Genomic DNA, 23658 nt, shown 5'->3' on the forward strand with positions numbered 1-23658 from the left:
GTGCGGGCGGTGCGGGCGGTGCGGAACCGCCTACTCAGCTCCCCAGCGCCGCCATCGGATCGTCCAGGACGGGCTGCCAGGCCAGTTCGGCGGCGCCGACCAGGCTGTTGTGCTCCAGCGCGCAGGCCAACACCGGCACGGTGCCGCTCCGCCCCCACAGGCTGCGTTCCTCCATGACGGCGTGCAGCCGCTCCGCGTCGACCTCCAGCAGGGCGCCGTGCAGTCCGCCGAGGATGATCCGGTCCGGGTCGAGGATGTTGACCAGTCCGGCCAGACCGAGGCCGAGCCGGTCGGTGAGGAGGTGGGCGGCGTCGCGTACGGCCGGGTCGGCGGCGTACTCCGTGCGGAGCAGGTCCAGGGCCCGTCGGAGCATGCCGGTCTCCGGGCCCGGTTCGCGGCCGGCCGCCTCCAGGAAGGCCAGCGGGTCGGTCTCGACGTCGAGGCAGCCGCGTCCGCCGCAGTGGCAGGAGCGGCCGTTCGGGTCCACGGTCAGGTGGCCGACCTCCAGTGCCAGGCCCGAACTTCCGGTGTGCAGGCGGCCGTCGAGGACCAGCGCGCCGCCGACACCGCGGTGCGCGGTGGCCACGCACAGCAGGTCGCGGGCGCCGCGGCCGGCTCCGTGGCGGTGCTCGGCCAGGGCGACGAGGTTGATGTCGTTGGCGGCGTGACCGACCATGGGCGCGTCGCCGGACGGTCCGGGGATACCGGCCTCGGCCAGGCACCGGGTGAAGATCTCGCGCACGGGCACGCCCGGGGGCCAGGGCAGGTGCAGCGGGTTGAGAGCGGTGCCCTCGGGCTCGGCGACGGCGGAGGGCACGGACAGGCCGGCGCCCAGGCAGCGCCGCCCGGTCTCGCGCAGCAGGCGGGCCCCGACGCCGACGACCTCGGCGAGGACCTGGGCGGGGTCCGCCTCCACGGTGAGGCGGCCGGGCTCGGTGGCGACGATTCGGCCGCCGAGTCCGACGAGGGCGGCGCGGAAGCCGTCGGCGTGCACCTGGGCGGCGAGCACGACCGGTCCGTCGGGGTTCACCGACAGCCGGTGGGAGGGACGGCCCTGGGAGCCGGCGGCCGTGGGACGGGAATCGACGGTGATCAGCCCGAGCGCCTCCAGTTCGGCCGCCACGGCCCCGGCGGTCGCCCGGGTGACCCCGAGTTCCGCGGTGAGCACGGCACGGGTGGGCGCACGGCCGGTGTGGACGAGTTCCAGTGCCGGGCCGAGGGCTCCACGGCCTCTCTCCGGCTTTGTCGCGCGCGTCGGTGTCACCGTCCCATTCTCTCTTTGTATCGCTCCCAAACAAAGCGGGGTGGCCCGTGGAAACCGGATGGGAAACCACCTCGGCCGCAGACGCACCGCCCCCCATGGACGTCGATCGGCATCTCGAATCCCTCGAAGCGGAAGGAGAGTTACTGCTCTCCGCGGCCGTACGGGCGGGCTGGGACGCCGAGGTTCCCACCTGCCCCGACTGACGCGTCCGGGATCTGGTGGCCCACCGGGGCACGGTTCACCGCTGGGCCGGCGGCATCGTCGCCGAGCGGCGCGCGGCTCCCGTCCGGCCGCAGAAGGAGAGCGTGCCGGACGAGCGGCTGCCGGACTGGTTCGCCGAAGGCCATCGACTGCTGTTGAAGGCCCTGCGGGAGGCGCCCGAAGCCCTGGAGTGCCGGACGTTCCTGCCCGGGGCTCCCCCTCTCCGCGTGCCTTCTGGGCGCGGCGTCAGGCCCATGAGACGGCGATCCACCGCGTCGACGCGGAGTTGGCGGCGGGGTCCGTCCCCTTGCCCGTCGATCCGGCCTTCGCCGTCGACGGGATCGACGAGTTGCCGGCCGGTTTCCACACCCGCCCCACGAGCCGGGTGCGCGGCGCCCGACGCCGCGTCCCACGGGTGGAGACCTCCGATGCCGCACCGTGGACCCTGCGCCTGCCCCAGGAGCCGCCCCGGGCGAGCCGGGACGGCGACACCCCGGCGGACACCGTGATCAGCGGTCCGGCCGAGGTCCTCTACCTCGCCCTGTGGAACCGGCGGCCCCACGGTGACGGACTCGTGGTCGAGGGGGACGCGGAGCTCGCCGAGCTGCGGCGCACCGCCTCCGCCGTCGGGTGACGCGACCGACGTGATCCCCTCCGGAACGGCCCGGCGGGGGATCACATCGGTGACCGTTTTGTGCGCCCCGCGCGTACCCCTGTGCCCTCGGCGCGTGTCTCCCCCGCGTGTATCTCTTTCCGATCACGCTTGCGCGAACCGCCGACCGTCCATTGGAAGATCCACTGGAACGTCGTTCAGGACGTAGGCTCATAGGGCAGCGAGGGAGGGCACATGGCTGAGGGTCTGCGATTCGAACTACTCGGTCCGCTGCGTGCCTTGCACAACGGGACCGAAGTGCCGCTGGGGCCGCCCCGGCAGAGGGCGGTGCTCGCCGTCCTGCTGCTGCAGGAGGGGCGGCCGATGTCGTACGACGCGCTGGTCGGCGCGGTCTGGGGCGACGAACCGCCGTCCCACGTGAGGAATCTGGCGCAGAAGTACGTCTCCGGTCTTCGCCGGGCCTTCGCCGTGGCGGGCGGCGACCGCTCGGCGCCGGACTTGGTGTGGACCGGCAGCGGCTACCGGTTGGAGAACGCGAGGATCGACGACCTGGCGGAACGTCGGACGCTGTTGCGCGCGGCGCTGGCCGCGCGCGAGTCGGGCGATCTGCGTCGGGCCGGTGCTCTGGCGAGGGAGGCGGAGGAGCTGTGGCGCGGCGAGTTCGCCGAGGGGCTCACCGGGCCGTATCTGGCCGGTGAGCGACGCCGCTGGGCCGAGAAACGGCTGATGGTGTTGGAGACGCGGTTGGAGGGCGACCTGGAGCTGGGCCGCTGCCACGAGTGCGTCCACGAGTTGGTGCGCCAGGTCGCGGAACACCCGCTGCGCGAACGGTTGGTGGGGCTGCTGATGCTGGCCCTGTACCGCAGCGGGCGGGCCTCGGACGCGTTGACGACGTACGAGGAGGCCCGGCGTCGGATCGCGGAGGAGATGGGAGCGGAGCCCGGCCCCGCCCTGCGGGACCTGCACGAGCGGATCCTCCGTCAGGACCCGTCCCTGATGCCGACGTCGGCGCTGGCCTCCTGAGAGACCGCGACGGAATCCGCCCGGGAAGTGTCTCGGGGAGTCCGAGGAGCCTCGGGAAGTGGGGCCGTGGAGCGGGTGCGCGTCGGGCTCCGACGCGCACCCGCCCCACGTTCGGGGAGGTCAGAGAACGGGCGGGGGCTCGGTGGGCTTCCGGTCCCCGTCCGTCAGACCGACTGCCTCGGCCAGGCGGGTGACGGCGTGGTCGAAGAACTCCTCGCGGGCCTCCACCAGCCGGTTGAACTGGCCGAAGACCTCGAAGCCGATCAGGCCGAACAGCTCCGCCCAGGCGGCGACGAGCGCCGCCGTCACGGGAGCCGGCAGGTCGAGGCCGAGCCGGGCGGTGAACCTGTCGGCGTCCTCGGCGACGGCCCGGGGTACGGCCGTGTCGGCGGGTTCCCGCAGGAGGCCCGCCGCGCGGGCGTCGCGGACGACGACCACCAGGGCGAGGCCGACGCGCGAGGCGGGGGCGATGGTGACCTCGGGGGCGAAGTAGCCCGGAACGGGTGAGCCGTAGATCAGCGCGTACTCGTGGGGGCGGGCCAGGGCCCACTGCCGCGCGGCCCGGCAGACCTCGCGCCAGCGGTCGACGGGTCGTTCCCGGTCCACCGTGGCCAGGGCCCGTTCGGCGGCGGAGCCGATGGCGTCGTAGGCGTCGATGATCAGGGCGGTCAGCAGTTCGTCGCGGCTGGGGAAGTAGCGGTAGAGCGCGGAGGAGACCATGCCCAGCTCGCGGGCGACCGCGCGCAGGGAGAGCCTGGCCGCGCCCTCCTCGGCGAGTTGTCGGCGTGCCTCGTCCTTGATGGCCGCCGTGACCTCGGCACGGGCCCGTTCCCTGGCTCCTCGGATCGCGTTCATGGGGTCAGTGTGCCACTTTCGGATCGACGAACACGGAAGAGAGCACTGCTCTTGCTTTGCGGTGCCCGGGGTGCAACACTGATCTCGCGAGAGAGCAGTGCTCTCTTTATGGACTCCCGCTCTCGAACTTTCGGGTTCCCTCTCCGAGGAGGCCGGCATGGCCGCACAGCACCACACACAGCATCACAAGAAGACCGGCGTGTTCACCTCCGTGCTCAACAGGGCGGTGGAGGGCCTGATCCGGCTGGGCGTCGGCCCGGCCGGAGCCCGGACACTGGCGGTGCGAGGCCGCACGAGCGGCGCGTGGCGCACCACGCCCGTCAATCCGCTGGAGTTCCAAGGCGAGCACTACCTGGTCGCGCCACGCGGCCACACGCAGTGGGTGCGCAACCTACGAGCGGCCGGCGGAGGCGAACTCCGCCTGGGCGGCCGTGCGAACCGGTTCACCGCCGTGGAGTTGCCGGACACCGAGAAGCCCGTGGTGCTGAGGGCCTACCTGAAGAGGTGGCACTGGGAGGTGGGCGCCTTCTTCGACGGCGTCGGCCCCTCCTCGACCGACGAGGAGCTGCTGGCCATAGCCGACCGGCACCCCGTCTTCCGGATCTCTTGGGGAAAGTGATCCGGTGGCGGGATGCCGGGGGCCGGGAATCCGTGGCCGTCCGTCCACCGGCCCGTCAGCGGTCCAGCTTCTCCAAGGCCCGCCTGGCCATGGGGTGGGTGCGGACGAGTTCGCCGAGAGTGGTCGTCCCCCGCGTCACCCTCGCGAAGGCGTTCCAGGCGGGGCGGAACCCGGTGAGCACCGCGTGCAGCATTCCGGGCCGGTGGGCGAAGACGGCGTGCATCCGGCTCCCCACCCCCATCTCCACACCCAGCCCCGACTTGATGGCGAAGGCGTAGTTGAGGGCCTGTCGCCGGGCGTCCACCGCGTCGTGCGCGTCGGCGATCCGCACTGCCCACTCCCCCGCCAGTCGCCCCGAGCGCAGGGCGAAGGAGATGCCCTCACGTGTCCACGGCTCCAGCATTCCGGCGGCGTCGCCGCAGACCAGGACGCGCCCCCGGGAAAGCGGGGAGTCCGCCGAACGGCAGCGGGTGAGGTGTCCCGAGGAGATCGCGGGCTCGAAGCCGGCCAGCCCGAGGCGGGCGATGAAGTCCTCCAGGTAGCGCTTGGTGGCGGCACCCTCGCCCCGGGCGGAGATCACCCCGACCGTGAGGGTGTCCCCCTTGGGAAACACCCAGCCGTAGCTGCCGGGCAGCGGGCCCCAGTCGATGAGGATGCGGCCCGCCCAGTCCTCGGCCACCGACGGCGGCACCGGGATCTCGGCCTCCAGCCCCAGATCCACCTGGTCGACCTTCACCCCGACATGGGCTCCTATCCGGCTGGCGCTGCCGTCCGCGCCGACCACGGCGCGGGCCAGCACCGTCCGGCCGTCGGCGAGGACCACGGCGACGGTACGGCGATCGGGGACGGCCGGGCCGTGCTGCTCGACGCGGGAGACGGCCACCCCCGTCCACAGCTCCGCGCCGGCCTTCTGCGCGGACTCCACCAGGGCCTGGTCGAACTCGGGCCGGTTGACCAACCCGAACAGCATGTTCCGAGAGCGCCGGGTGCGGGAGAACCTGCCGTTCAACGAGAAGGTCACGGCGTACACCCGGTCGCGCAGCGGGAGTTCGAAACCGGGTGGCAGGGCGTCCCGGGAGGGACCGATGATGCCACCTCCGCAGGTCTTGTAGCGTGGCAGTTCGGCCTTCTCCAGGAGCAGGACCCGACGGCCGGTGACGGCCGCGGCGTACGCCGCCGACGCCCCGGCCGGACCCGCTCCCACCACGACGACGTCCCACACCCGGTTCTGCCGGTCCGTACCCTCGGCGTTCTCGCTGTTCACGTGTGTTACCGCTCCCGCTCTGCCGCTTCCGGTTACCGCCGCATCCTAGGACCTGCGGCCGTCCGAATCCCTTGTGGGAGTATCGGCACCACGCATTCGCCTGCCATCCGGTGATCCCGTCCCCAGGCACACAACGCAGTACCACTAAGGAGCGTTCCCCATGGCGCAAGCACTGGCAGCCGCCGTCGCCTCGCTGATGCCCCAGGCCCGCACCGAACTCGCCGAGCTGGTGGCCTTCAAATCGGTGGCCGATCCGGCGCAGTTCCCGCCGGAGGAGTGCGCGGCGGCGGCCCGATGGGTGGCGGACGCGCTGCGGGCCGAGGGGTTCACGGACGTGGCGCTGCTGGACACTCCGGACGGCACCCAGTCGGTCTACGGGTACCTGCCCGGGCCGGCCGGCGCGCCGACCGTGCTGCTCTACGCCCACTACGACGTGCAGCCGCCGCTGGACGAGAGCGCCTGGCTCTCCCCGCCGTTCACGCTGACCGAACGCGACGGCCGGTGGTACGGGCGCGGCGCCGCCGACTGCAAGGGCGGCCTCATCATGCACCTGCTCGCGCTGCGCGCGCTGAAGGCCGACGGCGGGGTGCCGGTCGGCGTCAAGGTGATAGCCGAGGGCTCGGAGGAGATGGGCACCGGCGGGCTGGAGCGCTACGCCGAGGAGCACCCGGAGCTGTTGGTCGCCGACGCCATCGTCATCGGGGACTCCGGGAACTTCCGCGTCGGGCTGCCGACCGTCACCGCGACACTGCGCGGGATGACCATGGTGAAGGTGCGGGTGGACACCCTGGAGGGCAATCTGCACTCCGGTCAGTTCGGCGGTGCCGCCCCGGACGCGCTCGCCGCGCTGATCCGGACGCTGGACTCGCTGCGCGCCGAGGACGGTTCGACGACCGTCGACGGGCTGTCGGCGGACACCTCCTGGGAGGGGCTGCAGTACCCGGAGGAGGACTTCCGCAAGGACGCCAAGGTGCTCGACGGCGTGGAGCTGATCGGTTCGGGCACGGTCGCCGACCGGATCTGGGCCCGTCCGGCCGTCACCGTGCTCGGCATCGACTGTCCGCCCGTCGTCGGCGCCACCCCGTCGGTGCAGGCGAGTGCCCAGGCGCTGGTCAGCCTCCGCGTCCCGCCGGGGGTGGACGCCGTGAAGGCCGGCGAGTTGCTCACCGCCCACCTGGAGTCCCACGTCCCCTGGGGTGCGCGGGTGAGCGTGGAGCAGGTGGGCCAGGGGCAGCCGTTCCGCGCGGACGTCGGCAGCCCGGCGTACACCGCCATGGCCGAGGCGCTGCGCGAGGCGTACGACGGTGTCGAGATGGAGATCGCCGGGCAGGGTGGCTCGATCCCGCTGTGCAACACCCTGGCCACGCTCTACCCCGAGGCGGAGATCCTGCTGATCGGTCTGAGCGAGCCGGAGGCGCAGATCCACGCCGTCAACGAGAGCGTCTCGCCCGAGGAGTTGCGGCGCCTGTCGGTCGCCGAGGCGCTGTTCCTGCGCAAGTACGCCGCTCACCGGCGCGGCTGACCGTCCGCCGGTGACCGTCCGCCGGCCGGCGTGCCCGTCCCGGGTGCGCCGGCCGGCGGGGGCTTCAGGTGCCCACCGGGACACCCGCCTCGAGATTGAGCGTGGTGCCCCACTCGCGTGCCCGCAGCGCCCAGCGCAGGCGCTCCATCCGCACCGCGGGCAGCAGGCCAGCGGCCTCCTCCTCGGTCACGAAGCGCCAGCCGCGCAGTTCCGCGCCGGGCAGCAGCATGTCGCGGGCGGCGGCCGCGGTCAGCAGACCGCCGTCGAAGAGGAGCCGCAGGCCGCCGTGACCGGGCGGCCTGGGGGCCTCCCAGTCGACGACGAGCAGGCGCGGCGCGGTGTCCAGCCGCAGCCCCAGTTCCTCCGCCACCTCGCGCACTCCGGCGCGGGTCGGCGGCTCGCCGGGCTCGACGATCCCGCCGGGGAACTCCCAGCCCGGTTTGTAGGTCGGGTCCACCAGCAGCACCCGGTCCTCCTCGTCGAACAGGAGGACGCCCGCCGCCACGGTCTCCGCGGTCGGTTCGGGGGTCTGCACGATGTCGCAGGCCCCGGCCCCGGCGCGCACCGCCTCCGCCACCCGTTCGGCGGTCTGCCGGGGGGTGAGGAAGGAGGTGTCGATGGTGTGGGCGTCGGACGTCAGCCAGGACAGTGCCCTCCGGTACTCCGGGAGGTGTTCCAGGCACCGGGCGCGGACCGCGTCGTCCTCGCTCCCGCCGGGCGGCTCCCCCCGCCGGTCGACGCGCTCGCGAAGGATCGTTTCCTCAACGTCCAACAGCACATGTCGCACGGGAATGCGGCGAGCCGCCAGGCCCCCGAATATCTCGTCGCGGTACTCCTGCCGCAACAGCGTCATCGGAGTCACCAGGGTGCCGCCCACCTCCCCGTGGAGGGCGGTCGCCGTCTCCACCACGAGCCGCCGCCACGCGGGCAGATCCCGGTAGTCCGGCACCTCGTCCAGGCGTTTCCGCGGAAGGATCGCCCGCAGTTCGTCGCCGATCCGCCCGGGATCGAAGAGGATGCTGTCGGGAAGCAACTCGACCAGTTCACGGGCCGCAGTGGTCTTGCCCACGCCGAAGGCGCCGTTCAGCCAGACGATCACGGGTCCCCCTATTCCGTCGTCCCCGGTTCCCTGCCCGCTCCACCCCGCCCCGGAAACGCGCGGCCTTCCCCGGCGCGGCGCGGCCACGGGGCACCGTCACGGGACATTCTCACAGGGGACGTCCCAACGCCTCCCGACAGGCCGCCGCGGCCCCGACGAGACCCGCGTCCGTCCCCATGCCGGCGGGAACGATCTCCAGCCCCCGCACGAAGGAGAGCGTGGCGTACTCCTCCAGAGTCCGACGCAGCGGCGCGAACAGCACCTCTCCCGCCTGGGCCACTCCCCCGCCGATCACCGCGATCTCGATCTCGACCAGACTCGCGGTCGCGGCGATCGAGGCCGCCAGTGCCCGCGCGGCGCGCTCGAAGGAGGCCACCGCCACCGGATCGCCCGCCCGCGCGGCGGCGGCGACCGCGGCGGCGCCCGCGTCGCCGTCCGGGCCGGGCCGCCAACCGTCGGCCAACGCCCGGCGGGCGATGTTGGGCCCGCTGGCGATGCCCTCCACACAGCCGCGCGCACCGCACGGGCACGGGTCGCCGTCGAGGTCCACGCTGATGTGGCCGATGTGCCCGGCGTTGCCGGTCGGTCCGGGGTGCAGTCGTCCACCGAGGACCAACCCTCCCCCCACTCCGGTGGAGACGACCATGCACAGGGCGTTGTCCCGGCCGCGCGCCGCGCCCTGCCAGTGCTCGGCGGCGGTCATCGCCACACCGTCGCCGACCAGGTTCACGGGCATTCCCCCGACGCTCTCGCGCACCCCGGCGACCAGTGGGTAGTCCCGCCAGCCGGGGATGTTGACCGGACTCACGGTGCCCCGCCGACCGTCCACCGGACCGGCGCTGCCGATGCCCACGGCCGCCACGCGGCGCCACTCGGCCGCGCTCCGGAGTTCGTCGAGCACCTCGGTCACCGCCCGCATCACCCTGTCGCCCGGTTCCCTGGACGGGGTGGGCCGCTGGGCGCGCAGCAGCAGCCTGCCGTCGCCGTCCACCAGCGCGCCCGCGATCTTGGTGCCGCCGATGTCGAGGGCGGCGAGAAGGTCCTGGTCCATGAACGGAGAGTCTCACCCCATTCTGACAACGTTGTCCACCCTCTCCGTTCGGCACCGCGCCCCGCGTCGCCGCCTCTATGCTTCTCGTCGTCCGTGCACACAGGCGTCACCGTCGACGACAGAACAGGACCGCAGTGGCCGACACCGCCCGCCCCACCCGCCCCGCTCGACGCCGCTACGGACTGCGCCCGACCATGAAGGACGTGGCCGCTCGAGCCGGGGTCGGCCTCAAGACCGTCTCCCGGGTCGTCAACGGCGAACCCGGTGTCACTCCCGACACCGAGCGCCGCGTGCAGGAGGCCATCACCGCGTTGGGCTTCCGTCGGAACGACAGCGCCCGCATCCTGCGCAAGGGCCGCACCTCCAGCATCGGGCTGGTCCTGGAGGACCTCGCCGACCCCTTCTACGCCCCGCTCAGCCGCGCCGTCGAGGAGGTCGCGCGGGCGCACGGAGCCCTGCTGATCAACGGTTCCAGCGCCGAGGACGGGGAGCGCGAGCGGGAGCTGGTGCTCGCCCTGTGCGCCCGGCGCGTGGACGGCCTGGTCATCATCCCCGCCGGTGACGACCACCGCTATCTGGAGCCGGAGATCGCCGCCGGCGTCGCCACCGTCTTCGTGGACCGTCCGGCCGCGCGCATGGAGGCCGACGCGGTGCTCTCCCGGAGTTTCGAGGGGGCGCGCGAGGGAGTCGCCCACCTCATCGCCCACGGCCACCGCAGGATCGGCTTCATCGGCGACCTGCCGCGCATCCACACCGCCGCCGAGCGTCTGCGCGGCTACCGTGCCGCGATGGCCGAGGCCGGCCTGCCGGTGGACGAGTCCTGGGTCGCGCTCGGCCCGACCGACCCCGGGCGCGTGCGCGCCGACGCCGAACGCATGGTGGCGGGGCCGGGGGCGGCGGGGCCGGTCACCGCGCTGCTGACGGGCAACAACCGGGTGACCGTCACCGTGGTGCGGGTGCCGGCCGTGCGGGAGGGGCGCGTGGCGCTGGTGGGGTTCGACGACTTCGAGCTGGCCGATCTGCTGACCCCGCCCGTCACCGTCATCGCCCAGGAACCCGCCCTGCTGGGCCGCAAGGCGGCCGAGTTGCTCTTCCGACGGCTGGAGGGCGCCGACGACGCGCCCCGCCGCGTGGAGCTCCCCACCCGGCTGGTCCCCCGTGGCTCGGGGGAGATCCCGCCGAGCCACCCCTGACGGCCGGCACCGACCGACCGCCGCGCCGCTTGACCCTGCCGTCGGCGTCAAGGTCGGACGATGACCGTCATGGACACCGACACCACACGTCACAGTCACAGCCGCAGTCACAGCCGCAGTCACAGTCACAGCCGCAGGACCGTCCTCGTCACCGGGGCCGGCACGGGCATCGGGCGGGCCACCGCCCGCGCGTTCGCGGACGAGGGGGCGCGCGTGGTCGCGGTGGGACGGCGCCCGGGGCCGCTGGCGGAGACGGCCGACGGCCGGCCCGGCATCACCCCGCTGCCCGCCGACATCACCGCGGAGGACGCGCCCGAGCGCATCGTCCGCTCGGTGCTGGACTCCCACGGACGGCTGGACGTCCTGGTCAACAACGCCGGCATCGTGCTCGGCGGCTCCCTCGACACCCTTGCCCGGCGGGTGGTCGACACCCTGCTCGCCACCGACCTGGTCGCGCCGATCCTGCTGGCCCGAGCCGCGCTGCCCGCCTTGGAGGCCGCGGGCGGCGGGGTGATCGTCAACGTCGGCACGGCCGTGGGACAGCGGGCCTGGCCCGACAACTCCCTCTACGCGGCGGCCAAGGCCGCGTTGGATTCGCTGACCCGCAGTTGGGCCGTCGAGTTGGCGCCCCGTGGGGTCCGGGTCGTCGCGGTCGCGCCCGGCGCGGTCGACACCCCGATCGGCGAACACCGAGGGCTGACACCACAGCAGCGAGCCGAGGTGCGGGCCTGGCAGTTGGCGCGCACCCCGCTGGGCCGGATCGGCCGGCCGGAGGAGGTGGCCTGGGCGATCGCCCGGCTCGCCGCCCCGGAGGCGTCCTTCGTCACCGGCGTGGTGCTTCCGGTGGACGGCGGGGCGGGCGTGGCATGACAGTGGTGCGCCTGGAGGTGGGAAGGATGCGCATCGGCGAGTTAGCGAGGGCCACCGGGACGACGCCCCGCGCGCTGCGGCACTACGAACAGGCGGGGCTGCTCTCCGCGCAGCGGGCTCCCAACGGCTACCGGGTCTACGACGAGCGGGCGGTGGTGCGCGTGCGCAACATCCGCTACCTGCTGGACGTCGGACTCACCCTGGACGACGTGCGGGTGTTCATGCCGTGCCTGGACGGGGACGTGGCCGCGGCGCCGCCCTCCGGGAAGGGCTTGGAGGTCGTGCTGGAGCGGCTCGCCGTGCTCGACGAGCGGATCGCCGCCCAGAGCGCCGTCCGGGACCGGTTGGCGGAGGCGCTGCGGCGGGCGACCGGGGGTCGGATGCGTCCGGTGGCCTGAGCCCGGGAGCGTCGCCGGAGACGGCCGGGGCCGCGCGATCGACGGTTCGATCCGCGCGGCCCCGGTCCGTTGTCGTGCCTCGTCCGCGAAGGCTCAGCCCTTGCGGGCCTTGATCTCCTCGGTGAGCTGGGGGAGCACCTGGAACAGGTCGCCGACCACGCCGTAGTCGACCAGCTCGAAGATCGGGGCCTCGGCGTCCTTGTTGACGGCCACGATGGTCTTCGAGGTCTGCATGCCGGCGCGGTGCTGGATGGCGCCGGAGATGCCCGCCGCGATGTACAACTGCGGCGAGACGGTCTTGCCGGTCTGACCGACCTGGTGGGTGTGCGGGTACCAGCCGGCGTCCACCGCGGCGCGCGAGGCGCCGACGGCCGCGCCGAGCGCGTCGGCCAGGTTCTCGATGACCGAGAAGTTCTCGGCGCCGTTGACGCCGCGCCCACCGGAGACCACGATCGCGGCCTCGGTCAGCTCCGGGCGGCCGGTCGACTCGCGCGGGGTGCGGGAGACGACCTTGGTGCCGGTGGAGGTCTCGCCGAAGGTCACCGACAACTGCTCGACCGACCCTGCGGCCTGCGCGGCCTCCGGGGCGGCGGAGTTGGGCTTGACGGTGATGACCGGGGTGCCCTTGGTGACGCGGGAGCGGGTGGTGAAGGAGGCGGCGAAGACCGACTGGGTCGCCACCGGACCGGAGTCGCCGGCCTCCAGGTCGACGGCGTCGGTGATCAGCCCCGCGCCGATGCGGAGCGCCAGGCGGGCCGCGATCTCCTTGCCCTCCGCGGAGGAGGGGAGCAGGACGGCGGCCGGGGACACCGCGTCGTAGGCGGCCTGGAGGGCGTCCACCTTCGGTGCCACGAGGTAGTCGGCGAACTCGGGGGCGTCGGCGGTGAGCACTCGCGCCGCGCCGTACTCGGCCAGCGTGGCGGCGGCGGTGTCGGCGCCGGCGCCCAGGTGCACGGCGACCGGGTCGCCGATGCGACGGGCCAGGGTCAGCAGCTCCAGGGTCGGCTTGCGGACGGCGCCGTCCACGTGGTCGACGTAGACAAGGACTTCAGCCATGGGAGTCGTTCTCCTGCGAAGAGTGCGAGGGCGGTCGAAGGGGTGCGGGGCGGGATCAGATGAACTTCTGGCCCGCGAGGAACTCGGCGAGCTGCTTGGCGCCCTCGCCCTCGTCGGTGACGATCGTGCCGGCGGTGCGGGCCGGACGCTCCGTGGCCTCGTCGACCGCGGTCCAGGAGCCCGTCAGGCCGACCTCGTCCGCGTCGATGTCCAGGTCGTCCAGGTCCAGGGAGGTGACCGGCTTCTTCTTGGCGGCCATGATGCCCTTGAAGGACGGGTAGCGCGCCTCGCCCGACTGGTCGGTCACGGAGATCACGGCGGGCAGGGAGGCCTGCAGGTGCTCCGTCGCGGCGTCGCCGTCGCGGCGGCCGGTCACCGTGCCGTCCTCCACCGACACCTCGGACAGCAGCGTCACCTGCGGCACGCCCAGCCGCTCGGCCAGCAGGGCGGGCAGCACGCCCATGCTGCCGTCGGTGGAGGCCATGCCGCAGACGACCAGGTCGTAGCCGGTCTTCTCGATCGCCTTGGCCAGCACCAGGGAGGTGCCGATGACGTCGGTGCCGTGCAGATCGTCGTCCTCAACGTGGACGGCCTTGTCGGCGCCCATCGACAGCGCCTTGCGCAGGGCGTCGCGGGCGTCCTCCGGGCCGACGGTCAGGATGGTGACCTCCGCGTCGTCGGCGTTCTCGGCGATCTGCAGCGCCTGCTCGACGGCGTACTCGTCCAGCTCCGACAGCAGACCGTCCACGTCGTCGCGGTCGACGGTCAGGTCGTCGGCGAAGTGCCGGTCGCCGGTGGCGTCGGGCACGTACTTCACACAGACAACGATCCTCAAGCTCACGCCGGCTCTCCTACTTGCGTCGTCATTACTGGCTGCCTTGTCCTACAGGCAGCATAGGCGCCTGATCGGGCGGATTCCGGTCCGGTGGGGCCGGCTCTCCATCCAAGATATTACTCGTCAGTACAACCACCGCCTTCCCCGCCTTCAAGGGCGGGGAACTGTGACGTTGCCAACGACTCACGGGGGCACCGTGCCTTCGCCCGGAACGTTGAAGCGCCCGCCCCGGCGGAGCCTCCGGGACGGTCACGGCCGTACGCGGTGACCACGGCGACCCCGGCGGCGTGTCGCCACCCGACGGCGCGCGGCGGCGCGGAGTCGGCCCGCACGGCACCCGGTGCGGGACCCGCCACGGCGCTCACCGCCGATCGCCCGCCCGTCGCGCTCATCTGAGACCCCCTGACCACACCGTGTCACCCTGTCGACCGCGAACGATCTCCGTCAAGCACGGTTCCGGCGAATGGGACCAGCGTCACCCGTGTCGTGCGTCACGTGGCGCCGGCTCCGTTCCCGACCGCCCGTGTCCGCATCACACGGCCTCGCCGAGCGCGGCGATGACGTCGACCTTGCGCGGTTGGCCGGAGGCGCGCCGGACGATCCGCCCCCGGGCGTCGAGCACCAGGACGGTGGGGGTCCGCATGACGCCCAACTCCCGCACCAGGTCCAGCCGGGCCTCGGCGTCGATCTCCACGTGGGCGACGCCCTCGACCATCCCGGAGACCTCCGCGAGGATCCGCCGCGTGGCCCGACAGGGCTGACAGAAGGCGCTGGAGAACTGCACCAGCGTGGCCCGCTCGCCCAACTCCTCGGCCCCGATCGCCTCGGCGGTCAGTCGCCTGTCCTCGTCCCGTCCGCGCACCGTCATCCTTCCGTCCCGCCGTTTCCACAACGCGCCGAAGGCGCCGGCCAACGCCAGCACCGCCAGGCACACGACCAGTCCCGTCATCCCGCCCCCGTCCGAGTCGCCCGTTCCGCCCTCGCCCCGCGATGTGCGGGCGGCCTTCGGCATCGTCTCCCACAGCGTCCGCGACCGTCCCGCCGATTCCCGCGTCCGGCCCGCTTCCGGTCGCGCGGTGGGGAATGCTGAGGGCCATGAACACGGACATACGAGCACCGAGGTTCGGGGCGGCCGTGACCACCGTGGTCCTGGCCGCCGTGCTGATCACCGAGAGCCTCTGGTTGCTGGCCGCGCAGACGCTGGTGTTCGCCGTCGGAGCGGCCCTGGGGGTGCGGCACTCGCCGTACGGGCTGCTCTTCCGCTTCCTGCTCCGGCCCCGACTCGGCCCCCCGAAGGAGTTCGAGGACGCGGCGCCGCTCCGGTTCGCGCAGGGCGTCGGACTGGTCTTCGCGCTCGTGGGTCTGGTGGGGTACGGCGTGGGGCCATCGTGGCTGGGCACGGCGGCGACCGCCTGCGCGCTCGCGGCGGCCTTCCTCAACTCCGCCTTCGGATACTGCCTGGGCTGCGAGATGTACCTGCTGCTGCGCCGGGCCGCGGGATGAGACGGCGGGTCACCGGACCGGCCGGTCCCCGACATGATCCACGACGTGACGAGAATCTCCCACCCCCGGTACTGGTCAGGGAAGTTACGCCAGCGTAGGTTCGGGTACACCGGCCGGGAGAACCCTCCCCGGGCATCACTTCCAGAAGGGTCCTCCCGATATGGCAGAACTCGTCTACCCACCCGTCATCGGCGCCGCCCGCACCTTCTTCAAGGCGCTCGACCTCCGCTTCGACATCGAGGGCACCGAGCACATCCCGCGGCGCGGCGGCGCCGTGCTGGCCAGCAATCACATCGGCTACCTGGACTTCGTCTTCGCCGGTCTGGCCGCCCGGCCCGCCAAGCGGCTGGTGCGCTTCATGGCGAAGGAGTCGGTCTTCCGGCACAAGGTGTCCGGTCCGCTGATGCGCGCCATGAAGCACATCCCGGTGGATCGCTCCCAGGGGGAGCACGCCTACCGCCACGCGCTGAACTCCCTGCGGTCCGGCGAGATCGTCGGCATCTTCCCCGAGGCGACGATCTCCCAGTCGTTCACCCTGAAGAAGTTCAAGACGGGCGCGGCCCGGATGGCGCAGGAGGCGGGGGTCCCGCTGCTGCCCGTCGCGCTGTGGGGCACGCAGCGGCTGTGGACCAAGGGGCACAAGCGGGACTTCGGCCGCAACCACTTCCCGATCACCATCCGGGTGGGCGAGCCGATCCTGGCCGCCGCGGGCGAGTCGGTGGCCCACGTGACCGAGCGGCTGCGCGAGCGCATCCAGGAGTTGTTGGAGGCGGCACAGCGGGCGTACCCGGTGCGTCCCAAGGGAGCGGACGACACCTGGTGGATGCCCGCCCACCTGGGCGGCACCGCCCCTGCCCCGGCCGAGGTCGGAGCGCGGTGACGGTCCGTCCGCACGCTCACACCCCGGCGGGCCGCCGACCGGCCGAGGCCTGAACGGTCGGCGGCCCGCCGCGGGGCGGCGTAGCGCGCCGGAACGTCGTCCGCCCCGGCGGGCCGGCCGGGGCGGACGGTCTTTCCCACCGCCGCGCCCCACCGCGTCACGCTCCGCCCCCCGGGGGGCCTATCGGGCCATCTCCTCCCGCAGAGCGGCGACGAAACCGTCCACGTCCTCCTCGGTGGTGTCGAAGGAGCACATCCAGCGCACGTCGCCGGCCGCCTCGTCCCAGAAGTAGAAGCGGTAGCGCTTGCGCAGCCGCTCGCTCACGTCGTGCGGGAGCCGGGCGAAGACGGCGTTGGCCTGGACGGGGTGGAGGATCTCCACGCCGTCCACGGTGCGCACGCCCTCGGCCAGCCGCCGCGCCATGGCGTTGGCGTGGGAGGCGCTGCGCAGCCACAGGTCGCCGGCGAGGAGCGCCTCGAACTGCGCCGAGACGAACCGCATCTTGGAGGCGAGCTGCATCGACAGCTTGCGCAGGTGCTTCATGGCGCGCACCGCGCCGGGGTTCAGCACCACGACGGCCTCGCCGAAGAGCATGCCGTTCTTGGTGCCGCCGAAGGACAGCACGTCCACGCCCGCGTCCGTGGTGAACTCCCGCATGGGCACCCCGAGCGAGGCGGCGGCGTTGGCGATGCGGGCGCCGTCGAGGTGGACCTTCATGCCGCGCTCGTGGGCGTGCTCGCAGATCGCTCGGATCTCCTCCGGGGTGTAGACGGTGCCCAGTTCGGTGTTCTGGGTGATGGAGACCACCTGCGGCATCGCCCGGTGCTCGTCGTCCCAGCCGTACGCCTCCCGCTCGATCGACTCGGTGGTCAGCTTGCCGTGTTCGGCGGGCACGGTGAGCAGCTTCAACCCGCCGACGCGCTCGGGCGCACCGCACTCGTCCACGTTGACGTGGGCGCTGTCGGCGCAGATCACCGCCCCCCAGCGGTCGGTGAGCGCCTGGAGGGCGACGACGTTGGCGCCGGTGCCGTTGAAGACCGGGAAGACCTCCGCCTCGGGCCCGAGGTGCGCGCGGAAGACCTCCTGGAGGTGGGCGGTGTACTCGTCGCCCCCGTAGGCGGTCTGGTGGCCGCCGTTGGCGAGGGCGAGCGCCGCCAGGATCTCCGGGTGCGCGCCCGCGTAGTTGTCGCTGGCGAAGCCGCGCACCCCGGGGTCGTGGCGACGCCGGGCGTCCGTCGCCGGGGGTGCCGTCGGCGTCTCGGTCGGGTGGTCCTCTACGGTTGCGGGGTCAGCCACAGGCGGTGTCCGTTCACTTCCTCGGCGGGCTTGTCCCAGACGTCGGTGATGGCCTCGGCCAGCTCCCTGACGTCGGTGAAGCCCGCGAACTTGGCGTTCGGGCGCTCGGCGCGCATCGCGTCGTCGACCAGCGCCTTGACCACCAGGATGGCAGCCGCGGCCGGCGGCCCGGCGTCCGACCCCTTGCCGGCCTTGCGGAAGGAGTCGGCCAGCGCCAGGGTCCAGGCCTCGGCCGCGGCCTTGGCCGCGGCGTAGGCGGCGTTGCCCGCGGTGGGCTTGGTGGCGCCGGCGGCGCTGACCAGCACGTAGCGGCCCTTGCCGCTGCGGCGCAGCGCGCCCTCGAAGGCCAGGGAGGTGTGCTGGACGGTGCGGACCAGCAGCTTCTCCAGCAGGTCCCAGTGGGAGAGGTCGGTCTCGGCGAAGGCCGCCGAGCCGCGCCAGCCGCCCACCAGGTGCACCAGTCCGTCGATCCGCCCGTACTCCTTCTCGGTGCGGGTGGCCCACTCGCGGGTGGCGTCCGGGTCGAGCAGGTCGATGATGTCGCCGGTGACGGTGGCGCCGCCGTGCGCGAAGCGGGCCCTGTCCACGGCGGCGGCCAGCCGCTCGGCGTCGTAGTCGGCGGCCACGACCGTGGCTCCCCTCTCGGCCAGGCGCAGCAGCGCGGCCTGTCCGGCCGTGCCCGCCGCGCCGGCCACGGCGACGACGGCTCCCTCCAGGGGGCCTCCGTTTCCGTTGCCGCCTGTGAAACTGCTGGTCATGGTGGTCGCCCCTCTGGTGTTCTCGACGGTCCCGGCGGTTCCGGTGTTCCCCGTGACCTCGGTGCTCACGCCGCTACCGGGGTGACGGACTCGGCGGTGATGCCCTTCGTCGAGGCGATCACGTTCCGCAGCTTCTTGGCGAGGGCCTCGTAGAACATGCTCAGCGGGAACTCGTCCGGGAGCACCTCGTCCACCAGTTTCCGCGGCGGGAGATCGAGGTCCAGGGCGTCGGGGCCCTTGGCCCAGGTCGAGCCGGGGTGGGGGGCGAGGTAGGTCGACACCAGTTCGTACGCCTTGAACCAGTGGACCAGCTTCGGACGGTCGATGCCCTCCCGATAGAGGGTCTCGATCTCCTCGCGCAGGCGCGCGGTCACCTCGCGGGCCCGCTGCCAGTCGATGGAGAGCTTGTTGTCCGTCCAGCGCAGGGCATCGTGCTTGTGGAGGTAGGCGAAGAGCAGTTGGCCGCCCAGCCCGTCGTAGTTGCGGTTGCGCTCACCGGTGACGGGGAAGCGGAACAGGCGCTCCAGGAGGACGGCGTACTGCACGTCGCGGCCTTGGGGGTAGCCGTCCGCCTCCAGCTTCACGGCCTCGTGGAAGGCGGTGAGGTCGCAGCGGAGCTCCTCGATGCCGTACATCCAGAACGGCTGGCGCTGCTTGATCATGAACGGGTCGAAGGGCAGGTCGCCGTGGCTGTGGGTGCGGTCGTGGACCATGTCCCACAGCACGAAGGTCTGCTGGGCGCGGTGCTGGTCGGTCAGCAGGCCGCGGGCCTCCTCGGGCAGTTCCAGCTTGGTGACCTCGCAGGCGGCGTCGATGACGCGGCGGAAGCGGGCGGCCTCGCGGTCGCAGAAGATGCCGCCCCAGGTGAACCGCTCGGGTGCCTCGCGCACGGCGACGGTCTCGGGGAAGAGGACGGCGGAGTGGGTGTCGTAGCCGCTGGTGAAGTCCTCGAAGGTGATGCCGAGGAAGAGCGGGTTGTCGTAACGGGTGCGTTCCAGTCCGGCCAGCCACTCCGGCCAGACCACGCGCAGGACGACGGCCTCCAGGTTGCGGTCGGGGTTGCCGTTCTGCGTGTACATGGGGAAGACGACGAGATGCTGGAGGCCGTCGACGCGCCGGGAGGCGGGCTGGAAGGCCATCAGGGAGTCCAGGAAGTCGGGGACCGCGAACCCGCTCTCGGCCCAGCGGCGCAGGTCGGCCACCAGCGCGCGGTGGTACTCCTCGTTGTGCGGCAGCAGCGGGGCGAGTTCCTCGACGGCGGCCACGACGCGGTCGAGGTGTCGCTCGACCTGGGACCGGGAGGGGGCGCCCTCGGCGTCGAAGTCGATGGAGCCGTCCTTGGACTGGGCCGGCCGAATGGCCTCGACGGCCTCCTTGAGCACCGCCCAGGCCGGGTGGTCCACGACGCGGTCGGCAGATCGATCGCCGGCGGGCAGAGCACCACCCGCCGTCGCTGCGGGCGAAAGGATTTCCGTCATCACTACCCCTTCACAGGAGAAACTCTTGCCACAGCACCGTAGCTGCGGAGACTTCCCTGATCAACCCGAGACCAAGGAAATCCTTCGGCAACCTTTCGTCAACACCGATGTTTTTCCTGTTTTTGGCGTCTGAAACAGAAGACATGATTGCGGAAAGTGGGACAGAGCGAGCCTTCGAGGAGGCTGCCTCACCCCGACCTCACCCCGGCCTCACCCCGGCCTCGCCCCGATCCCGAACCGACCGACCCCGGCACGCCGTCGGCGGTCGCGCACGGCTAACCTTGCCGCCCGTAGCACACCGTCCGTCCCGCCGTCGGCGCCGCAGGAAAGCGAGAACGTGCCGTGTCACTGCTCACCGTCGGGCACCGCGGAGTGATGGGTGTCGAGCCGGAGAACACCCTGCGCTCCTTCGTCCGCGCCGACCGCGAAGGCTTCGACGTCATCGAGCTGGACCTCCACCTGAGCCGGGACGGCGCACTGGTGGTGATGCACGACGCGGACGTGGACCGCACCACCGACGGGTCCGGCCCGGTGGCCGGGATGACCCTGGCCGAGCTGCGCGAACTGGACGCGGGCCAGGGCGAGCGGATTCCGGTCTTCGAGGAGGTCGTGGACGCGGTCTCCGCACCACTCCAGGCGGAGATCAAGGACCGCGCCGCGGCCCGGGTGCTCGCCGAGACCATCGAACGGCGCGGGCTCCACGACCGCGTCACCGTGATCTCGTTCCACGACGAGGCCCTGCGCGAGACCCGCAAGCTGCTCCCGGAGATCCCCATCGCGCTGGTCACCGGCAGGTCCACTCCCACCGCCCCCGAGCGCGCCCTGGAGCTGGGCGCCGGGATGGTCTCCTGTGAGCTGAGGCGACTGGACGAGGAGGTCGTCCGGCGCTGTCACGCGGCGGACGTCAGGGTGATCTCCTGGACGGTCAACACCGAGCAGGACGTGGCCCGCGTCCGCGAACTGGGCCTGGACGGGGTGGTCACCGACCTGCCCGCCGTCCGCCGGGCGGTCAGCGAAGCGGCTTGACCAGCAGCTCGAACTCCAGGTCGGGGCGGCGCGGGATGCCGAAGCGCTCGTCGCCGTACGGGAAGGGGCTCCTCTTCCCGGTGCGGACGTAGCCGCGGCGCTCGTACCAGGCGATCAGGTCGTCCCGGGCGGTGATCACGGTCATGTGCATCTCCCGGGCGCCCCACTCGACCCGGACCAGCCGCTCGGCCTCCGCCAGCACGGCCTTGCCCAGTCCCCCGCCCTGGAGGGTGGGCCGGACGGCGAACATCCCGAAGTAGGCGACGGGCTCCCCCGCCTCGCCCGTCCTGCGCTCCAGTTGGCAGCAGGCGGCCGGCCTCCCGTCCCGCTCGGCCACGAGGATCAGGCTGTCGGGTGTCCTGATGATCTCGGCGACGCCCTCGGGGTCCGTGCGCTGCCCGTCCAACAGGTCCGCCTCGGTCGTCCAGCCCGCCCGGCTGGTCTCCCCCCGGTAGGCCGACTCCACCAGGGCGACCAGTGCGGGGACGTCGTCCTCGGCGGCGGTCCGGAAGCGGAGGTCCCCGGCGGGGACGTCCGCGGGCTCCTGGGCGTTCACGGTGATCGGGACGTTCATGGCACCGAGCCTAATCGGCCCCGTGCCACACCTGTCCGGCGGGCCGACGACGTTAGGCTCCGCTCATGGTGCACGTACTGAGCAGTCGGATGCTGCTGCGCCCCACCGATCCGGAACGTTCCCGGGCCTTCTACGGCGACGTGCTGGGCCTGGCCGTCTACCGGGAGTTCGGCACCGGGCCGGAGCGCGGAACCGTCTACTTCCTCGGCGGCGGTTTCCTGGAGGTCTCCGGTCGCTCCGAGGAACCCCCCTCCCCCGGTCTGCGGCTGTGGTTGCAGGTCGCCGACGTCGCCGAGGCCCACCGGGAGCTGGCCGCCCGCGGGGTGGAGGTGCTGCGGGAGCCGAAGCGGGAGCCGTGGGGGCTGGTGGAGATGTGGATCGCCGATCCGGACGGGGTGCGGATCGTCCTCGTCGAGGTCCCCGAGGACCACCCCCTGCGCCACCGACCCGGCATCTGAGCGCCCCCGGCACCCTCGCACCCCGGTCGCGCTCCTCGGTGCCTCCACGCGCCCCCGTGGACGGGCGCGTCGGTGGGCATCCTTCCCGCGGAAAGCCGGTCGGGGGCGGTCGGTCGGGGGAGGCGCGGTGCACGGACCGGAACTGGTCGGCTGGCTGCTGGTGGCCCTGTGCGCGAGCGCGGGCGCTTACTGTCTGCTACGGATGCGCGACGGCACGCCCGAGCAGCGGCGGACGGACGCGGGCGAGGCGTTCATGGGGTTCGGGATGGCCGTGATGGCGCTGCCCGCGTCGGTGGTGGAGCCGCTGCCGCCGCCGGTCTTCGCCGTGGTCTTCAGCGCCGCGGCGGTGCGCGAGCTGGTGCTGGTCCGGCACGCCCCGACACACCACCTCCACCACGCCGTCGGCGCCCTCGCCATGGTCCACATGGCGCTCGTCATGGCGGCGCCGGGCGGGCCGGGCGGGCACCACGCCGTCCCGGCCGGAGCGTCCGCGCTGACGGGGGCGCTGCTGGTCTACTTCGTCGGGTACGTGCTGTGGACGGGCACCCGGCTGGCCCCGGTGGGCGCGGGCTGCCCCGCCGGCGCCTCGGGCGGTGGTGGCACCGTGAGGGGCCTGCTGCGGGCCCCGGAGGTGGCGGTGGCCTGCCGCCTGTCGATGGGCCTGGGAATGCTCGCGATGCTCCTCGCCATGTGACGTCGGCGCGCGCCGGCGTCCGCGTTCCATGAGGCGTGCGTCACTTCCCCGTCCGGCCCGGACACCGGGTGACCGCGGGCTCATAGGCTGTGACCCATGATGGTCGCGCTCGCACTGATCGTCCTGGGCGCACTGATCGCGGCGACGGCGCCGCGCGTGCTGGCCCGTGGTTCCTGGCCGGACCGTGAGCCCGTGTTGGCGTTGTGGGTGTGGCAGTGCGCGGTGGTCGCCGTGCTGCTGTGCTGTGTACTGGCCATGGCCCTGTCCGGGGCCGCCGCCTGGCAGGCCGTGCGCGGGCACGTCTTCGCACCCGCCCCCAGCCAGGTCGTCGAGGCGTACGGACTGAGCGCGTTCGGGGAGTCCTGGCCCGCGGTGGTGGCGGTGGTGCTCGCCTGCGGCGGCCTCTGGACCGCCGCGATGCTCACCCGGGAGATCCGCGCCGCGCGGACCCGGCGTCGTCGACGGCGCGCCGAACTCCTCGACCGCGCCCCGACGCTGCCGGGCGAGAAACCCGCTTCCGGCGAGCGGCTGGTGGTCCTGGAGAGCGAGCGCCCGGACGCCTGGTGGCTGCCCGGCAGCACTCCCCGACTGGTGGTCACCACCGCGGCGCTGCGGCGGCTCGGGGGGCAGGAGCTCGACGCGATCCTCGCCCACGAGCAGGGGCACTCGCGCGCCCGTCACGACTGGCTGCTGCACTGCTCGTCCGCGCTCGCGGCGGGCTTCCCGCAGGTGCCGGTCTTCCGTGCCTTCCGGGACCAGGTGCACCGGTTGGTGGAGTTGGCGGCCGACGACGCGGCGTCGCGGCGCTGCGGTCGCCTGGCGGTGGCCCTGGCCCTGGTCGGGTTGAACGAGGAGCGCGGCGTCTTCGCCTCGTACGCGCCGCACCACGCGCAGGTTCCGCAGCGGGTCGACCGATTGTTGGCGGCCCCGGCCCGGCTGTCGGTCGTCCGACGGCTGCGGCTGACCGCGCTGGCGTCGATGATGCCGCTGGTCCCCCTGGCCGTGGCCTTCGTCCCCGGGCTCAGGGCGCTGGGCTGACAGTGAGGATGTGACGTGGTGACGTTGCCGGTGGGTCTGACTCTTGGGCTGACCGACGTTCTCGACTGTCCTGTTTGGGATTTGTCGGCC

Annotated in this window: 25 protein-coding genes and 1 pseudogene; 14 read left to right on the forward strand and 12 right to left on the reverse strand. The window is 72.9% G+C overall.

Going from position 1 to position 23658, the window contains the following annotated elements; translation table 11 throughout:
- Nucleotides 1-34: 34 nt before the first annotated feature.
- Nucleotides 35-1264, reverse strand: coding sequence for an ROK family protein (locus tag IF47_RS0120450; protein WP_031510336.1), 1230 nt, complete (start codon nt 1262-1264; stop codon nt 35-37).
- A gap of 218 nt (nt 1265-1482) precedes the next feature.
- On the opposite strand from IF47_RS0120450, the pseudogene IF47_RS32025 reads away from it, so the two are divergent.
- From IF47_RS32025 to IF47_RS0120460, 3 genes and pseudogenes are all read left to right on the forward strand, one after another.
- Nucleotides 1483-1632: pseudogene (locus tag IF47_RS32025) on the forward strand (maleylpyruvate isomerase family mycothiol-dependent enzyme); the annotation flags it as partial.
- 23 nt (nt 1633-1655) lie between these two features.
- Nucleotides 1656-2099 carry a maleylpyruvate isomerase mycothiol-dependent enzyme family protein gene (locus IF47_RS32030; protein WP_342667281.1) on the forward strand — a complete coding sequence of 148 codons (444 nt, stop codon included), beginning with the start codon at nt 1656-1658 and terminating at the stop codon, nt 2097-2099.
- 213 nt (nt 2100-2312) lie between these two features.
- On the forward strand, nt 2313-3101 hold the full coding sequence (locus IF47_RS0120460; RefSeq protein ID WP_051717951.1) for an AfsR/SARP family transcriptional regulator: 789 nt from the start codon (nt 2313-2315) through the stop codon (nt 3099-3101).
- A gap of 120 nt (nt 3102-3221) precedes the next feature.
- Here the strand turns inward: IF47_RS0120460 and IF47_RS0120465 are convergent, their stop codons facing one another.
- Nucleotides 3222-3956 carry a TetR/AcrR family transcriptional regulator gene (locus IF47_RS0120465; RefSeq protein ID WP_031510338.1) on the reverse strand — a complete coding sequence of 245 codons (735 nt, stop codon included), beginning with the start codon at nt 3954-3956 and terminating at the stop codon, nt 3222-3224.
- 157 nt (nt 3957-4113) lie between these two features.
- Between IF47_RS0120465 and IF47_RS0120470 the strand changes: the two genes are divergently transcribed.
- Nucleotides 4114-4575, forward strand: a complete 462-nt coding sequence (locus IF47_RS0120470) for a nitroreductase family deazaflavin-dependent oxidoreductase (protein WP_031510339.1) — start codon at nt 4114-4116, stop codon at nt 4573-4575.
- Nucleotides 4576-4630: 55 nt separating this feature from the next.
- Here the strand turns inward: IF47_RS0120470 and IF47_RS0120475 are convergent, their stop codons facing one another.
- Nucleotides 4631-5839 (reverse strand): geranylgeranyl reductase family protein, encoded by a 1209-nt coding sequence (locus IF47_RS0120475; RefSeq protein ID WP_031510341.1) that lies wholly within the window; start codon nt 5837-5839, stop codon nt 4631-4633.
- A 160-nt stretch (nt 5840-5999) separates the two neighbouring features.
- On the opposite strand from IF47_RS0120475, the gene IF47_RS0120480 reads away from it, so the two are divergent.
- Complete coding sequence (locus IF47_RS0120480) at nt 6000-7361, forward strand: dipeptidase (protein WP_031510342.1); 1362 nt, start codon at nt 6000-6002, stop codon at nt 7359-7361.
- Between the two features lie 64 nt (nt 7362-7425).
- Here IF47_RS0120480 and IF47_RS0120485 read toward each other — a convergent pair whose 3' ends face one another.
- Complete coding sequence (locus tag IF47_RS0120485) at nt 7426-8460, reverse strand: NUDIX hydrolase (RefSeq protein WP_031510343.1); 1035 nt, start codon at nt 8458-8460, stop codon at nt 7426-7428.
- Nucleotides 8461-8569: 109 nt separating this feature from the next.
- Nucleotides 8570-9511 (reverse strand): ROK family protein, encoded by a 942-nt coding sequence (locus tag IF47_RS0120490; protein ID WP_031510345.1) that lies wholly within the window; start codon nt 9509-9511, stop codon nt 8570-8572.
- A 134-nt stretch (nt 9512-9645) separates the two neighbouring features.
- Here IF47_RS0120490 and IF47_RS0120495 point away from each other — a divergent pair, with 134 nt between their 5' ends.
- From IF47_RS0120495 to IF47_RS0120505, 3 genes are all read left to right on the forward strand, one after another.
- A complete protein-coding gene (locus IF47_RS0120495) occupies nt 9646-10704 on the forward strand; it encodes a LacI family DNA-binding transcriptional regulator (protein WP_031510346.1) in 1059 nt (352 codons plus the stop codon).
- 69 nt (nt 10705-10773) lie between these two features.
- Nucleotides 10774-11574 carry an SDR family NAD(P)-dependent oxidoreductase gene (locus IF47_RS0120500; RefSeq protein WP_051717961.1) on the forward strand — a complete coding sequence of 267 codons (801 nt, stop codon included), beginning with the start codon at nt 10774-10776 and terminating at the stop codon, nt 11572-11574.
- A gap of 26 nt (nt 11575-11600) precedes the next feature.
- The gene (locus IF47_RS0120505) at nt 11601-11972 is read left to right on the forward strand and encodes a MerR family transcriptional regulator (RefSeq protein ID WP_031510348.1); all 372 of its coding nucleotides are present in this window, start codon (nt 11601-11603) and stop codon (nt 11970-11972) included.
- Between the two features lie 93 nt (nt 11973-12065).
- On the opposite strand, the gene IF47_RS0120510 is transcribed toward IF47_RS0120505, so the two are convergent.
- The 3 genes from IF47_RS0120510 to IF47_RS0120520 form a co-directional block, all read right to left on the reverse strand.
- The gene (locus IF47_RS0120510; protein ID WP_031510349.1) at nt 12066-13028 is read right to left on the reverse strand and encodes an electron transfer flavoprotein subunit alpha/FixB family protein; all 963 of its coding nucleotides are present in this window, start codon (nt 13026-13028) and stop codon (nt 12066-12068) included.
- A gap of 55 nt (nt 13029-13083) precedes the next feature.
- Nucleotides 13084-13869: an electron transfer flavoprotein subunit beta/FixA family protein gene (locus IF47_RS0120515; RefSeq protein ID WP_031510350.1), complete on the reverse strand. Its 786-nt coding sequence runs from the start codon at nt 13867-13869 to the stop codon at nt 13084-13086.
- A 526-nt stretch (nt 13870-14395) separates the two neighbouring features.
- The gene (locus IF47_RS0120520; protein WP_031510351.1) at nt 14396-14812 is read right to left on the reverse strand and encodes a TlpA family protein disulfide reductase; all 417 of its coding nucleotides are present in this window, start codon (nt 14810-14812) and stop codon (nt 14396-14398) included.
- Nucleotides 14813-14958: 146 nt separating this feature from the next.
- Between IF47_RS0120520 and IF47_RS0120525 the strand changes: the two genes are divergently transcribed.
- Both IF47_RS0120525 and IF47_RS0120530 read left to right on the forward strand, forming a co-directional pair.
- Nucleotides 14959-15366 (forward strand): DUF4395 domain-containing protein, encoded by a 408-nt coding sequence (locus IF47_RS0120525; protein ID WP_031510352.1) that lies wholly within the window; start codon nt 14959-14961, stop codon nt 15364-15366.
- A gap of 160 nt (nt 15367-15526) precedes the next feature.
- Complete coding sequence (locus tag IF47_RS0120530; RefSeq protein ID WP_031510353.1) at nt 15527-16246, forward strand: lysophospholipid acyltransferase family protein; 720 nt, start codon at nt 15527-15529, stop codon at nt 16244-16246.
- Between the two features lie 180 nt (nt 16247-16426).
- Here the strand turns inward: IF47_RS0120530 and IF47_RS0120535 are convergent, their stop codons facing one another.
- From IF47_RS0120535 to IF47_RS0120545, 3 genes are all read right to left on the reverse strand, one after another.
- The gene (locus IF47_RS0120535) at nt 16427-17542 is read right to left on the reverse strand and encodes a threonine aldolase family protein (protein WP_051717952.1); all 1116 of its coding nucleotides are present in this window, start codon (nt 17540-17542) and stop codon (nt 16427-16429) included.
- Nucleotides 17521-18300: an SDR family NAD(P)-dependent oxidoreductase gene (locus IF47_RS0120540; protein WP_031510355.1), complete on the reverse strand. Its 780-nt coding sequence runs from the start codon at nt 18298-18300 to the stop codon at nt 17521-17523. Before IF47_RS0120540 ends, IF47_RS0120535 begins: the two co-directional genes overlap by 22 nt.
- 65 nt (nt 18301-18365) lie before the next feature.
- Entirely contained in the window at nt 18366-19778 is a 1413-nt protein-coding gene (locus IF47_RS0120545; protein ID WP_031510356.1) for a DUF6421 family protein, read from the reverse strand.
- A 342-nt stretch (nt 19779-20120) separates the two neighbouring features.
- Here IF47_RS0120545 and IF47_RS0120550 point away from each other — a divergent pair, with 342 nt between their 5' ends.
- Nucleotides 20121-20804, forward strand: coding sequence for a glycerophosphodiester phosphodiesterase (locus IF47_RS0120550; RefSeq protein WP_031510357.1), 684 nt, complete (start codon nt 20121-20123; stop codon nt 20802-20804).
- Here the strand turns inward: IF47_RS0120550 and IF47_RS0120555 are convergent.
- Nucleotides 20788-21378, reverse strand: a complete 591-nt coding sequence (locus tag IF47_RS0120555; RefSeq protein ID WP_051717954.1) for a GNAT family N-acetyltransferase — start codon at nt 21376-21378, stop codon at nt 20788-20790. The genes IF47_RS0120550 and IF47_RS0120555 overlap by 17 nt on opposite strands.
- Nucleotides 21379-21443: 65 nt before the next feature.
- Here IF47_RS0120555 and IF47_RS0120560 point away from each other — a divergent pair, with 65 nt between their 5' ends.
- The 3 genes from IF47_RS0120560 (at nt 21444) to IF47_RS0120570 (ending at nt 23568) form a co-directional block, all read left to right on the forward strand.
- Nucleotides 21444-21836: a VOC family protein gene (locus IF47_RS0120560; protein ID WP_031510360.1), complete on the forward strand. Its 393-nt coding sequence runs from the start codon at nt 21444-21446 to the stop codon at nt 21834-21836.
- Between the two features lie 127 nt (nt 21837-21963).
- A complete protein-coding gene (locus tag IF47_RS0120565) occupies nt 21964-22530 on the forward strand; it encodes a DUF5134 domain-containing protein (protein WP_031510361.1) in 567 nt (188 codons plus the stop codon).
- 96 nt (nt 22531-22626) lie between these two features.
- Nucleotides 22627-23568: a M56 family metallopeptidase gene (locus IF47_RS0120570; RefSeq protein ID WP_031510362.1), complete on the forward strand. Its 942-nt coding sequence runs from the start codon at nt 22627-22629 to the stop codon at nt 23566-23568.
- Nucleotides 23569-23658: the final 90 nt, after the last annotated feature.

The sequence above is a fragment of the Streptomyces megasporus genome, assembly GCF_000718985.1.
Classification (GTDB): Bacteria; Actinomycetota; Actinomycetes; order Streptomycetales; family Streptomycetaceae; genus Streptomyces; species Streptomyces megasporus.

Coding starts and splice junctions, on each gene's coding strand:
- IF47_RS0120500 (WP_051717961.1), top strand. CDS start 10,774: ATGGACACCGACACCACACGTCACAGTCACAGCCGCAGTCACAGCCGC.
- IF47_RS0120530 (WP_031510353.1), top strand. CDS start 15,527: ATGGCAGAACTCGTCTACCCACCCGTCATCGGCGCCGCCCGCACCTTC.
- IF47_RS0120520 (WP_031510351.1), bottom strand. CDS start 14,812: ATGACGGGACTGGTCGTGTGCCTGGCGGTGCTGGCGTTGGCCGGCGCC.
- IF47_RS0120505 (WP_031510348.1), top strand. CDS start 11,601: ATGCGCATCGGCGAGTTAGCGAGGGCCACCGGGACGACGCCCCGCGCG.
- IF47_RS0120545 (WP_031510356.1), bottom strand. CDS start 19,778: ATGACGGAAATCCTTTCGCCCGCAGCGACGGCGGGTGGTGCTCTGCCC.
- IF47_RS0120510 (WP_031510349.1), bottom strand. CDS start 13,028: ATGGCTGAAGTCCTTGTCTACGTCGACCACGTGGACGGCGCCGTCCGC.
- IF47_RS0120490 (WP_031510345.1), bottom strand. CDS start 9,511: ATGGACCAGGACCTTCTCGCCGCCCTCGACATCGGCGGCACCAAGATC.
- IF47_RS0120465 (WP_031510338.1), bottom strand. CDS start 3,956: ATGAACGCGATCCGAGGAGCCAGGGAACGGGCCCGTGCCGAGGTCACG.
- IF47_RS0120480 (WP_031510342.1), top strand. CDS start 6,000: ATGGCGCAAGCACTGGCAGCCGCCGTCGCCTCGCTGATGCCCCAGGCC.
- IF47_RS0120470 (WP_031510339.1), top strand. CDS start 4,114: ATGGCCGCACAGCACCACACACAGCATCACAAGAAGACCGGCGTGTTC.
- IF47_RS0120555 (WP_051717954.1), bottom strand. CDS start 21,378: ATGAACGTCCCGATCACCGTGAACGCCCAGGAGCCCGCGGACGTCCCC.
- IF47_RS0120560 (WP_031510360.1), top strand. CDS start 21,444: ATGGTGCACGTACTGAGCAGTCGGATGCTGCTGCGCCCCACCGATCCG.
- IF47_RS0120540 (WP_031510355.1), bottom strand. CDS start 18,300: ATGACCAGCAGTTTCACAGGCGGCAACGGAAACGGAGGCCCCCTGGAG.
- IF47_RS0120570 (WP_031510362.1), top strand. CDS start 22,627: ATGATGGTCGCGCTCGCACTGATCGTCCTGGGCGCACTGATCGCGGCG.
- IF47_RS0120460 (WP_051717951.1), top strand. CDS start 2,313: ATGGCTGAGGGTCTGCGATTCGAACTACTCGGTCCGCTGCGTGCCTTG.
- IF47_RS0120525 (WP_031510352.1), top strand. CDS start 14,959: ATGAACACGGACATACGAGCACCGAGGTTCGGGGCGGCCGTGACCACC.